Consider the following 12,188-nt stretch of genomic DNA (forward strand, 5'->3'; position numbering starts at 1 on the left):
TGATTTATAATGCAAAATAAAGAGCTTATGACGGTGGGCGAACTTGCAAAAAAAATGGATACCACCGTTCGTACCTTGCAATACTACGACAAAGAAGGGGTGTTAAAACCATCTGCACAAAGTGAAGGTGGTAGGAGGCTTTATAGCAATAAAGATATGGTTAAGCTTCATCAGATTTTATCTATGAAGTTTTTGGGGTTTTCACTAGACGATATAAAAAACCGATTAATATCTCTTGATACCCCCCAAGAGGTGGCAAATCTTTTGAATGAACAGGCAAAAATCATTAAGAAAAAAATATCAAGTCTCACAGAGGCTCTATCGGCAATAGAAGCTTTGCAAGATGAAGTTAAACAAATGCATATTGTAGACTTTGAGAAATATGCTGATATTATCAAACTATTACAGATGAAAAATGAAAACTACTGGGTTATTAAATTGTTTGATGACAAACTCATGACACACATTAGAAAAAATTTTACAGAGGATTCCGGAAGAGCACTTTTTATGAAATGGGAAAGCTTGTGCCAGGAAACTGCACAGCTTAAAATTGAAGGTGAAACTCCAGAAAGCGATAGGGGGCAAGAAATTGCTAAAGAGTGGTGGAACATGATAATGGAGTTTACAGGTGGCGATATGAGTATGATTCCGGAGCTTAATAGGTTCAACGAAAACAAAAAAGACTGGAATAAACAGTACGGAGAGACACAGGCCGTGGCTGATGAGTTTATTGGTAAGGCATTGAATGTTTATTTTCAAAATCAAGGGATAGTAATTCCGAATATGGGGGTATCAGAGTGATGAATGTAGCTATTCAAATTGAAAATTTAGTAAAAAGCTACGGATCGAATACTGTCATCAAAGACATCTCTTTTGCTGTAAATCGTGGTGAAATTTTTGCCTTGCTTGGTACAAATGGAGCAGGAAAAACAACCACTCTTGAATGTATTGAAGGTATTCGAAAATATGAGGGTGGAAATATTACAATAAACGGAACAGTGGGGGTGCAGCTTCAATCCTCATCGCTTCCTGCAAATATTAAGGCAATAGAGGCATATAGATTGTTTTGCAAATGGAACAAGGCGCAAATAAATCTTGAACTGTTTAATATTTTTGAACTCCAACAATTAAAAGATAAACAATATAAAGAAATGTCTACAGGTCAAAAAAGGCGCTTGCATCTAGCGCTTGCACTCATAGGTAATCCTGACATCATATTCCTTGATGAACCTACTGCGGGACTAGATGTAGAGGGAAGGGTGTCCCTCCATTCACAAATAAGAAAATTAAAAGAACAAGGAAAAACCATTATTATGGCAAGCCACGATATGGCGGAGGTGGAAAGCCTTTGCGATAGAATTGCTATTCTCAAAGATGGTAAGATTGTTTTTATAGGCATAACAACCGAGCTAACCCGTGAAATGGGAAAGCAATGCAGAATTCTCATCAAGACTGAAAGACCACTGAAAAACGCTGACTGCGAACAAGGATATTGGGTATTTACTTCTGAAAATATAGGGGATACCTTGTATGAATTGCTTGAAACCTGCAAGCTAACACAAAATATAGTTCTTGACGTAAAAATTGAAAGAACTACGCTTGAACAGATATTTATGGACATAGCAAGGGAGGGAAAATCATGAGTGCATTTTTATATGGAGTGTTTCTACAGTGGAAACTTGACATGAGAAACAAAGGCGTATTGCTTACCTATTATGTAGTACCGCTTGTATTCTTTGCTTTTATGGGCGGAATTTTTTCATCAATTAACCCTGAAGCAAAGAATACGTTAATTCAATCTATGACGGTGTTCGGAGTAACCATGGGAGCAATTTTAGGAGCACCTACACCATTAGTAGAATTGTATGGTAGCGAAATAAAAAAAGCCTACAAGGTGGGGGGGATACCATTATGGGTAGCAGCAGTAAACAATTTTATCTCAGCTTTTATTCATCTTTACATTATGAGTCTTGTGATATTGCTTATAGCGCCACTTGCCTTTGATGCAAAAACCCCTGAAAATGTAGCTCTTTATTTTCTAGCTCTTGGAATATTTATTTTTGTTTGTTTGACAGTGGGGACGGGATTAGGGCTGCTTATCAAAAGCACATCAAAGCTTACAATGGTGTCACAGTTTATATTCCTACCCTCAATTATGCTGGCTGGAATCATGTTCCCTGTAAGTATGCTTCCAAAAGTACTTGCAACCTTAAGTAGAATTTTTCCTGCCACATGGGGATTTAAGCTTTTGACAAGTAAAGATTTTGATGTCAACATTTTAATACCGCTTGTCGTTATAATGTTTGTATCGATTTATATCAGCTATTATAAGTTATTAAGAATTAATCTAGAATAACTTAAATTAATGAGAAGATAATTTGCAAAAGTTTAGTAGAATTGAAAAACATGAGAACATACGCTCACAGAACAAATAAGCCAATGTACTGTCATGGCTCTGGTGAAATAACTCAAATTCCACCAGAGTCCCTCAAAGGATTTCAATAAAAAGCTATACAACCTGTTAGTTGTATGGCTTTGAAGACGTAATTTTAAATTATGCTACACTATATATTCTTACATCAGGGGCATCTTCTCAAAATGGAATGCGGTAATCTGAATAAATCTTTGCTGCAGCGGCTCTGTTTTTACTATTGATTTTAATAGTGATTTCAAGATAAGCTTTTACTCCCATAGTAAAATTCCTCCTTAAATAGTGTGTATTACTTATTGAACAATCAAAGTATATTAAAAAAACTATAGTAGTGAAAGATATAAGCAAATTTATGAGTAACTAATAAATTTCGTAGTAACTTGTAAATTGATAGCATAGGATTATAATTTATATATAAAAAGTCTTAGGGGGATGGCTGTAGTATTAGCAGCAACCTTGAAAAGTTTAATTTCAGATAACATAGTAAAACGGGAACAATATGATGAAATTCCACCTAAAGTAGAGTATTCACTAACGGATAAGGGTAAATTTGTTGTGCCTATTTTGCAAAGTATTTGTAGGTGGTCTGGAGCTTATCATAAAAATGAAAGTGAACATATAATGGCTCAATGTCAGAAATGTGACTATCACAATGAATAAAACAACATTCTAGAAATGCAAAGGAGTCATTATGGACATTATTAAGTTGATATTAATTTTTTCATGTATAGTTATAGTAATAAAGCTAAAAAAACCTTTGTATGCATCAATATTGGCGGGCATATTAGGTACAATTTTGTTATATGGGATAAACCCATTAGTAGCCATTAAACTTATGAAGAATGGGGCTTTTAGCTTAGGTACAACGAATCTTGTTTTAGCTTTTTACACAATTACCTTTTTGCAGAGAATGATGGAAAAAAGAGAGCATTTGCTGCTAGTGGAAAAATCCTTAAGTAATTTATTTAATAGCAGAAGAGTAAATGCAATGGTTGCACCATTTATAATTGGTTTATTACCATCTGCGGGTGCAGTGCTAATAGCTTCTCCAATCGTTGACAATGCTGGAGGAGATTATATAAGTAATGAAGAAAAGACTTTCATCACTAGTTACTTCAGACACATTTCTGAATCCTTTTTACCTACATACTCAACTATTTTACTAGCATTAAATCTTTCAGGCATAGATATGACAGCCTTTGTATTAGCAATGCTGCCTATGGTGGCTGTATTGTTTTGGCTAGGATATTTTATGCATGTTAAAAAGATTCCCAAAGATACTGGAATTAAAGAATCAACTGACAAACTTGAAGACGTAAAAAATTTAATAATTAGCCTATGGCCAATTGCGGTGATCATAGTAATTATCTTAGGGTTAAAAGTCCCTGTTCACTATGCAGTTTTTCCTATTATAATACTTTCATTTATGATAAACAAATTTAGTTTTGATGAGATAAAACCAATGTTTATATCAGCAATAGAAGGCAAATTAATATTAACTACTATTGTAATAATGATGTTTAAAGAAATTTTGACTTTTACAGGGGTTATTCAAAGATTACCTGAATACTTTTCAGCCTTGCCTATTCCACCAGTAATTATTTTTATGCTAATATTTTTCTTTGGTACATTGGTGGCGGGGGCTAAAGGCATGATCGCAATAGCACTGCCTTTAGCATATGCCACTATTCCAAGCGGCGGATTAGCCTTAATGATACTGATTATGTGTACAACCTATATTGCTATGCAAATTTCACCAACTCATATTTGTTTGGCAATAGTAGTAGAGCACTATGGCACTTCATTTATAGATTTGGTAAAAAAGACTATGCCTATAGTATTAATTTTTGTTGTAATCAGCTCTCTTTACAGTTACTTATTATTTTTACTGCTGTAAGTCCTCATAATGTCTTCAATCAGAAAAAGAGAATTGTCATTATAGTAAACATATGCAACGAGGCTTTTTCTCTCGCAGAAGAAAAAGTTAACAATTTAACTTTTTAAAAATATAAAAATTTAAAAAGTTAACTTTCTACTCTGCGAGGACTTTAGGTCTGCGTGCAAATTTTCAATGAATAAAACATGTTGGCACGGCGTAAATATTTAATTGATAAAAGCTTCAATATGAGAGAATACTACGATTGGCATAGAAAATATTTTGAGGTGAAAGTTATGGAAAACATTAAGTACGAAGTTGAAACAAAAAAATCCTTTGAAGAAGCGCTGGAAAGCGTTATAAAAAGCTTGGAGGAGCAGAAGTTTGGTGTGCTGTGGAAACTGAATTTTAAAGATAAATTAAAGGAAAAGGGTATAGAATTTGAAAATAACTTTATGATATTGGAGGTTTGCAACCCGCATAAGGCAAAGGAAGTGCTATCGAAGCATTTAGATGTAGGATATTTTTTACCCTGCAAGCTAGTAGTATATGAAGAAAAGGGAACGGTCAAAATAGGCATGATTAGTCCTGATAAGCTTATTGGGCTTTTAAATCATGAAGACCTAAGTGAAACTGCTAAGGAAGTTCAGAAGATAATGGTTGCTGCAATTAACAATGCTAAATAAATTATAGTATTAAAAACAATAGAAGCTTGGTTATTAAAACCAAGCTTTGTTTTATTTCAAAGGATACTTCCAAGACATTAGTCCTCTTTTTAAGTGATAAATATTAGTGAACTCATTTTTTGCTAGAGTATTAACTGCCGAGGGGCTTCTCCCACCTGATGCGCAGTGTACAAGTATAGGAGTAGATTTAAACTTGTTAAGCTCATTTATTCTAGTGGATAACTGCTGCAATGGAATATTCTTAGCTTTTGGTATGTGACCTGATTCAAACTCACCTTTTGTTCTCACGTCAAGTACAACTAAATTTTTATTTTCGTTTATCAATTTATAAGCTTCATCAGCCGATATGTTTTTTACATTCTTGTTATTAAACATAAAAAATCTCTTCCTAAAGAAATTAAACGCAAAGAAAGCAACTATTAGCCATAATAATGTATTTTGCAATGCAATCACTCCTATTTAAAATTTACATATTCAAATATTACGATACAATAATATCATAAAGCAATTCGAAAGTAAACCCTATATGGGTATCTTGTGCAACAGGAGTTGGGGACGATTATCAAATTCTTGTTTTTTCGGCGAAGAAATAAATAATTTGTGTTTACAAGAATGTATCCAGGAATATAGATAAAAATAATATTCAAGTAAGTATATGGAAAAGCGTTCAGTTAATGTATAATTTGATTAGTGATTAGAAAAAAGGGATTAGTTAGATTTTAAGGGGGAAACAATTTGCGAAAGATAAAAAAAGGAGATATAATTACTTTGCTTATAGCAGGTTTTATAGCTGCAGGCATAGATAAGGCTTTACATAAGTATATAGGATACAAATATAATTTTCTTTTAGATACTTTTGATATGAAAAAATTATTATTGGAACTATTAGTGGTATTTATATGTTCTTCATTTGTTTATATAGTAATGGTAGTCTGGTATAAATTTAAAAAATAGACAACCTTTTTATCAAGTTGTTATTTTCAGTACACTACATATTAGATTTAGTAAAATAAGGCGAGTTTAATAATAATAAGTTAATAGCTAGTTAGGAGAAAAAATCAGACCATATAAAAGTAGATTATTATATTCCAGCTAACTCTGTAAATAGTGTAAATTAGGTGGTGAGGAGCAGTATGAAGAAACTTATAATTAGAGAATGCTCAATAGAGGATTTGGAGGATATTTTATTATTACAACATCAATGGGTAAAAGAAGACATAACTCACGGACTTATTCCTGTTGAAAAAAGTTATATAGAAACTAAACTTGGCAAGTATTTTTTAGTTGCTGAATCAGATAGTAAAATCATAGGTTTTGTATACGGTTCAATTCACACAGCAGATAATATGGCTGTCATTGATAACGGACAGTTATATATAGAAGTAGAAGATATTTATGTGGCATCAGATTATAGGGGTACAGGACTAGGAAGCAGTTTATTGGATGAGATATTACATATTGCAAAGGGCAATGGGATTGATAGGTCCTTAATATATTCATCAACAAAAGATATGGAAGGCATTATAAGTTTTTATAAAAAGCATAATTACAAAACATGGTATATTCAAATGTTTAAATAAAACTGTGCTTTGAATTTCACTAATATGAATCAAAATAGGCAGCCAATCGAGGCTGTCTTTAAATTTGAACATTTTTCTTGAACAGAGCTGAAATTAGGTGGGAAATTTATGCATATATTTACTAAATATTTGAATATAGGATTCCATATGCTTTATAATGGAATAAATGAATCATTGTAAATTATTCTGAAGTATTAATCAATTATTGAATGATAATGGGAGGTGAATATATGTTCTGTCCAAAATGTAAGAGTGAGTATGAAGACGGATATTATATCTGTGCGGATTGTGGAACTGAATTAGTAGAAGAAGAAAAGCTACCAAGTAACAAAGAATTTGAATATGTAGAACTTACTACAGTCGCAGAAACTAATAATTTAGGATTAGTAGCATTAGCGAAATCTGTTTTAGATTCTGAGGGAATAAAATATTATGCAAACGATACACAGTTTTATATTGCAAGAGGTGCGCTTTTTGTACAAATCCAAGTGCCAATATCAGATGCAATAAAAGCAAAAGAATTATTAAAAGATATAGGACTATAAAATATATTAGTGCATAATGTCCTAATATTATTCATCAAATGAGAGGGGATATTTTTATGTATGAAAATAAGATTGTGAGAATCGAATTGAAATATGGAATTGTAGAAATGAAGCCCGAACAGGATTACCAAGAAGTTATAGAAAAATATACTAAAGATGGTTGGAGATTTGTCCAAGTGTTTGCACCTCCTATTGCTGGCAATGGTTATGCTACTTTTTATGATTTGATTTTTGAAAGGCAAACAAATGAATAATTACCTGTTTTGTAAAAGATTATGGCAAGTTTGAATTTGTTAATCCATTAGATTGTCTGCAAACTTATACTTTAAAAATACAAGTTAATTAAGAAAGCGAGGCACACCATGGTTAAAGTGAACTTTTGTGAATTAAATACTGTAGAAGACAATAAATTAGCATTCGCTGTTATAATGACAAAATTTAATGGACAGTGGCTTTATGTAAGGCATAAGGACAGAAATACTTGGGAAATTCCAGGTGGACATAGAGAAGAAAATGAGAATATTAATGATACTGCTTCAAGAGAATTATTCGAGGAAACAGGAGCTACAAAGTTTAAATTGACGCCAATATGCACCTATTCTGTAGAAAGAGATGAGACAGTTGATTACACTGAATCTTTTGGACAATTATTTTATTCGGAAGTAGAAGCAGTGGATAGTCTGCTTCATTTTGAAATAAGTGAAATTAAATTATTTGAGGAGATTCCAGATAATTTAACCTATCCTTTGATTCAACCATTTTTGTATAAGAAGGTTTTAGAGTTTTTAAAAGAGCTATAAGCTTTCGGCAAGGCGTAGTTGGAGGTTTTACCTCACAGTTAGTAAAAAGTGAGACACAATGATTGTTTATATATTAGGAGGCCGCTATGCAAGAGTATAAAACTAAAGAAGAATTGATTGAGGAAATTGAGAAAACCTCAAAGTTATTCATTGCAGAATTTGATGATATAACTGAATCTGATAAAGACAAATTGCTGGAAGGCGTAGATCGTACGCCAGCGCAGATGCTTGCATACCAGCTTGGGTGGCTTAATTTGATTATGAGTTGGGATAAAGATGAGCTTTCAGGCAAAGAAGTTATAACACCTGCTCCAAACTACAAGTGGAATAAGTTAGGTGGATTATACAATAGCTTCTATGAACAGTATGAAGCTTATACCTTATATGAACTGAAAAATTTGTATAAGGATTTAGTAAGTACATTCATTGAGTGGACAAACAACTTTTCAAAGGATGAGTTATACGGGCAGGGCATTAGGAGGTGGGCAGCGTCTACGCCATCTAAGTGGCCAATATGGAAATGGATTCATATAAATACAGTTGCTCCATTCAAATCATTTCGCACTAAAATAAGAAAATGGAAAAAATTAAATGCACAATAAAAATTCATATTAATATTCTTGCAGCTTAAAATTTAAGCACTATGGGGGTTAAATGAATGGTCAGCTTATTAGAAAAAGTTGTTTTAGGACATACAAAGCAGTGGATATTAGCAAGGGGCAGCAGCGAGCAGAATTCTATAATTTTATTTTTGCATGGTGGACCAGGACTGCCAATGATGCCTTTTCATCAACATTTTCAAAGGGATATAGAGGACAAGTATTTAGTTGTACATTGGGATCAGAGGGGAGCAGGCAAATCCTATTCAGAGGATATACCAGCTGACAGCATGAATTTATCACAGCTGTTATCAGACGCTCAGGAATTAGTTCATTTATTAAAAAAGAAGTATAAGAAAGATAAAATATACTTGGCAGGACATTCTTGGGGAACTATCCTTGGTATTAACCTGGTTCATAATCATCCTGAGGATTTTTATGGCTTTATTAGCATTGGGCAAGTTGTTGATTTCTCACAAGCATTAAATATATCCCATGCTTTTGCGCTGGGAAAAGCAAAACAGCAAGGCTGCGAGGAAGCAGTAAATGAGCTTATTGGAATTGGTGAGCCGCCATTTAATGTGGATGATACGAAGCTGTCTATAATTCTTAAGAATGTGGGAAGATTCGGTGGCAGGATGCATAACGAAATAAGTTTTCCTAGCATTGCAAAGAAGTGTGAGGAGTATACAGAAGAAGATATAGAAAATATACCAAAGGGCTTGGCTTTTTCAGATATACATCTTTGGAAGGAGGTAATTAATTCAAGAATGATGGACAACTATTTGGAGTTTGAGATACCTATATATTTTTTATGCGGCAAGTATGATTATATAACTCCAACTGTGTTAGTTGAGGAATACTGCAAAAAAATTAATGCACCAGTGAAAAAAGTGATTGTGTTAGAAAACTCTGCGCATTTTCCATATATTGAAGAACCAAAAGCCTTTTCAAAGGCGATAATAGATATTTTAGAGAGCCATAAGGATAATTTATGGTAAGTTTAAAAGGGAGGTTGATAAACCTCCCTTTTCTCATTTAAAGCTGCTGAAGCTTGTAAAGTACAGCATCTAATTCTTCTTTTGTTGTGTATCTTCCAAAACTAAATCTTACAGCTCCACGGGCAATTTCGAAGGGAATTCCCATAGCGTCAAGAACTGGTGATATTGAAACTGAACCAGAGTGGCATGCTGAGCCTGTTGAAAGTGCAGCATCTCCAAGCTTTTCTATTATTTCATAGCCGTTAAGTCCTAGAAAGCTTATGTTCAGCGTATTTGGAAGCTTAATAGCTGGGTGTCCGTTTAACTTAATCTTATCTCCAAATATTTCTGAAAGCTTGTTGTAGAAATATTGAGTAAGCTCTTCTATTGTGCTGCTATCAATGGCTTCTTTCGCAAGCTCACAGGCTTTTCCAAGGGCAACGTTTAAAACTATATTTTCAGTACCGGCTCTTCTTTCAGCTTGATGACCAGCTCCATGGATTAACGGCTCAATGTTAATGCCACTTCTCATGTATAAAGCACCTACTCCTTTTGGAGCATATAGCTTGTGTCCTGCAACAGTTAAAAAGTCCAAGTTCAGCTTGTTTACATCGATTGGAACCTTTCCAACAGACTGCGAGGCATCAGTATGAAAAAGTACATTATGTTCCCTGGTTATTCTTCCTATTTCTTCAATGGGCTGTATAGTGCCGGTTTCGTTGTTTGAATGCATTATAGTAATTAAAATTGTTTTACCAGTTATAGCATTTTCTACATCCCTCACACTAACCATGCCATATTCATCCACTGGCAAATATGTAACTTCATAACCATTGCTTTCTAGAAACCTGCAAGGAGCCAAAACAGCAGGATGCTCTATTTGAGAGGTTATGATATGGTTTCCTTTATTCTTATATGAGTAAGCTGTGCCTTTAATAACTGTATTGTTTGACTCGCTTCCACCGCTTGTAAATATTATTTCTTTAGGAGAACTGTTAAGAAGCAATGCTACCTGTTCTCTAGCTTTTTCTACAGCCTCTTTTGCCAATCTGCCTGCTTCATGATTGCTTGAGGGATTTCCAAACACTTGATATAAATAGGGCTGAACTGCATCAGCTACCCTTTTGTCTATAGGGGTTGTTGCGTTATAATCCATATAAATCATAATCTTACTTCTCCTCGGATTTACTTAAGTCCTTTTAGTAATATTTATAGCATTGTAAAATTTGGATGTCAATTTTTAATTAATTATAAGCTTCTTATTAGCCTTTTAGGTTTAATTTGTATTGATATATTATTTTCTTTTTGATAAGATATAGTTAGGTAGCCTAACTATATGGAGGTGTATTATGAAGGAAAATATTATTGCTTGTGAAGATGCTATAACAAGATTCTGTCGTTTGCAAATGAATATAAGAAGAGAGTTGCCTATAAGAGCAAGTGAGATGGGTGTTTTAATTTATGTTGAAAAAAGTGATAAAGAAGCCACTCCTCTGATGATAAGTAACTTCTTTGGGATAGCTAAACCTTCCGTTACAGATATGGTTAATTCATTAGTTAATAAGGATTACTTAGTTAAAATACCATCCATAGCTGATAAAAGAAGTTATACTCTTGGAGTTACACCAAAAGGAGAAGAGCTTTTAGAGACTACTTATAAAGAGTATTTTATAGGTATAGAGCTTCTCGAGGAAAAAATGGGGTATGAAGAATTTAAACTATTTACCCAACTGCTTCAAAAAGCAAATCAAATACTAAGTGAGGAGAGATAATGATGAAGGTATTAGTAACTGGAGCCACAGGCAACGTGGGAAGCTCAATAGTTAAGGAACTGCTGGCTAGGGGAGAGAATGTAGTCGCTGCAACTACAAATATTGAGAAAATCTACAAACTATTTGATAACAAGGTTGAACCTGTGTACTTTGATTTTACCGACAACAACACATTTAACAACGCACTTGAAGCTGTAGATAGGGTGTTTCTTATGAGACCACCTCATCTTGGAAAGCCTGAACATTTATACCCTTTCATTGATGCAATGAAGGCTCATGATATTAAATTAGTTTCATTCCTTTCTTTGATGGGGGTGGAAAATAATACAATACCGCCTCATCATAAAATTGAAAAATATATTGAAAAACTACATCTTCCTTATGCTCATGTTCGGCCTGGATTCTTTATGCAAAATTTATCAGGAATTCACTCAGTTGAAATAAGAGAAAAGCATGAGATTTTTGTACCTGCAGGAAAGAGTAAAACAAGTTTTATTGATGTAGCGGATATTGGGCTTGCAACAGCTATTTTGCTTCATGAACCTGAAAAATATAAAAATACTGCTCATACAATAACTGGTCTCGAAGCCTTAGACTATTTCCAAGTTGCAGATATATTAAGCAAAGCAGTAGGGAGAAAAATTACTTATACAAAGCCTGGATACTTAAAATATAGAAACTATTACATTAAAAAGAGAGGGCTTGATAAGACCTATGTGAATGTGACTATAGCGCTATATTTTATGACTAGAATGGGAACAGCAAAAGATATCACAAAAGATTTTTATGAGTTAACAGGTAGAAAGCCTCGCACATTTGAAGAGTTTGCAAAGGACAACATTAAATATTTTATTTAAATTATGGTAAAAAATCTTAAGGGTTTTTTACCTTTTTTGTTTAAAAAAACTTGTAAGTACAT

Annotated in this window: 17 protein-coding genes; 15 read left to right on the top strand and 2 right to left on the bottom strand. The window is 33.5% G+C overall.

From position 1 onward, the window contains the following. The first annotated feature begins 9 nt into the window (after positions 1–9). From NBE98_RS17545 to NBE98_RS17570, 6 genes are all read left to right on the top strand, one after another. Positions 10–801 (top strand): MerR family transcriptional regulator, encoded by a 792-nt coding sequence (locus tag NBE98_RS17545; RefSeq protein ID WP_250816310.1) that lies wholly within the window; start codon positions 10–12, stop codon positions 799–801. Further along, a complete protein-coding gene (locus tag NBE98_RS17550; RefSeq protein ID WP_250817617.1) occupies positions 801–1,643 on the top strand; it encodes an ABC transporter ATP-binding protein in 843 nt (280 codons plus the stop codon). The genes NBE98_RS17545 and NBE98_RS17550 overlap by 1 nt, the downstream gene beginning before the upstream one ends. Next, complete coding sequence (locus NBE98_RS17555) at positions 1,640–2,356, top strand: ABC transporter permease (RefSeq protein WP_250816311.1); 717 nt, start codon at positions 1,640–1,642, stop codon at positions 2,354–2,356. Before NBE98_RS17550 ends, NBE98_RS17555 begins: the two co-directional genes overlap by 4 nt. A gap of 507 nt (positions 2,357–2,863) precedes the next feature. After that, a complete protein-coding gene (locus NBE98_RS17560; RefSeq protein ID WP_432432671.1) occupies positions 2,864–3,091 on the top strand; it encodes a winged helix-turn-helix transcriptional regulator in 228 nt (75 codons plus the stop codon). Between the two features lie 31 nt (positions 3,092–3,122). Beyond that, entirely contained in the window at positions 3,123–4,328 is a 1,206-nt protein-coding gene (locus NBE98_RS17565; RefSeq protein WP_250816312.1) for a DUF401 family protein, read from the top strand. Positions 4,329–4,603: 275 nt separating this feature from the next. Then, on the top strand, positions 4,604–4,993 hold the full coding sequence (locus NBE98_RS17570; protein WP_250816313.1) for a DUF302 domain-containing protein: 390 nt from the start codon (positions 4,604–4,606) through the stop codon (positions 4,991–4,993). A 51-nt stretch (positions 4,994–5,044) separates the two neighbouring features. Here the strand turns inward: NBE98_RS17570 and NBE98_RS17575 are convergent, their stop codons facing one another. After that, on the bottom strand, positions 5,045–5,368 hold the full coding sequence (locus NBE98_RS17575) for a rhodanese-like domain-containing protein (protein ID WP_250816314.1): 324 nt from the start codon (positions 5,366–5,368) through the stop codon (positions 5,045–5,047). 360 nt (positions 5,369–5,728) lie between these two features. Here NBE98_RS17575 and NBE98_RS17580 point away from each other — a divergent pair, with 360 nt between their 5' ends. The 7 genes from NBE98_RS17580 to NBE98_RS17610 all read left to right on the top strand — a co-directional run bounded on the left by NBE98_RS17580 (position 5,729) and on the right by NBE98_RS17610 (position 9,518). Next, on the top strand, positions 5,729–5,947 hold the full coding sequence (locus NBE98_RS17580) for a hypothetical protein (protein WP_250816315.1): 219 nt from the start codon (positions 5,729–5,731) through the stop codon (positions 5,945–5,947). A 179-nt stretch (positions 5,948–6,126) separates the two neighbouring features. Next, a complete protein-coding gene (locus tag NBE98_RS17585) occupies positions 6,127–6,573 on the top strand; it encodes a GNAT family N-acetyltransferase (RefSeq protein ID WP_250816316.1) in 447 nt (148 codons plus the stop codon). 230 nt (positions 6,574–6,803) lie between these two features. After that, positions 6,804–7,118 carry a putative signal transducing protein gene (locus tag NBE98_RS17590; RefSeq protein ID WP_250816317.1) on the top strand — a complete coding sequence of 105 codons (315 nt, stop codon included), beginning with the start codon at positions 6,804–6,806 and terminating at the stop codon, positions 7,116–7,118. 56 nt (positions 7,119–7,174) lie between these two features. Beyond that, a complete protein-coding gene (locus NBE98_RS17595; RefSeq protein ID WP_250816318.1) occupies positions 7,175–7,372 on the top strand; it encodes a DUF4177 domain-containing protein in 198 nt (65 codons plus the stop codon). Between the two features lie 108 nt (positions 7,373–7,480). Continuing rightward, positions 7,481–7,918, top strand: a complete 438-nt coding sequence (locus NBE98_RS17600; RefSeq protein WP_250816319.1) for an NUDIX hydrolase — start codon at positions 7,481–7,483, stop codon at positions 7,916–7,918. An 86-nt stretch (positions 7,919–8,004) separates the two neighbouring features. Continuing rightward, positions 8,005–8,520 carry a ClbS/DfsB family four-helix bundle protein gene (locus tag NBE98_RS17605; RefSeq protein WP_250816320.1) on the top strand — a complete coding sequence of 172 codons (516 nt, stop codon included), beginning with the start codon at positions 8,005–8,007 and terminating at the stop codon, positions 8,518–8,520. 56 nt (positions 8,521–8,576) lie between these two features. Further along, positions 8,577–9,518, top strand: a complete 942-nt coding sequence (locus tag NBE98_RS17610; RefSeq protein ID WP_250816321.1) for an alpha/beta fold hydrolase — start codon at positions 8,577–8,579, stop codon at positions 9,516–9,518. A gap of 37 nt (positions 9,519–9,555) precedes the next feature. Here the strand turns inward: NBE98_RS17610 and NBE98_RS17615 are convergent, their stop codons facing one another. After that, entirely contained in the window at positions 9,556–10,662 is a 1,107-nt protein-coding gene (locus tag NBE98_RS17615) for a cysteine desulfurase family protein (RefSeq protein WP_250816322.1), read from the bottom strand. A gap of 184 nt (positions 10,663–10,846) precedes the next feature. On the opposite strand from NBE98_RS17615, the gene NBE98_RS17620 reads away from it, so the two are divergent. Both NBE98_RS17620 and NBE98_RS17625 read left to right on the top strand, forming a co-directional pair. Beyond that, positions 10,847–11,269, top strand: coding sequence for a MarR family winged helix-turn-helix transcriptional regulator (locus NBE98_RS17620; RefSeq protein ID WP_250816323.1), 423 nt, complete (start codon positions 10,847–10,849; stop codon positions 11,267–11,269). 2 nt (positions 11,270–11,271) lie between these two features. Continuing rightward, entirely contained in the window at positions 11,272–12,126 is an 855-nt protein-coding gene (locus tag NBE98_RS17625; RefSeq protein ID WP_250816324.1) for an SDR family oxidoreductase, read from the top strand. The last annotated feature ends 62 nt before the right edge of the window (positions 12,127–12,188 follow it).

The sequence above is a fragment of the Clostridium swellfunianum genome, assembly GCF_023656515.1.
Lineage (GTDB): Bacteria > Bacillota > Clostridia > Clostridiales > Clostridiaceae > Clostridium_AT > Clostridium_AT swellfunianum.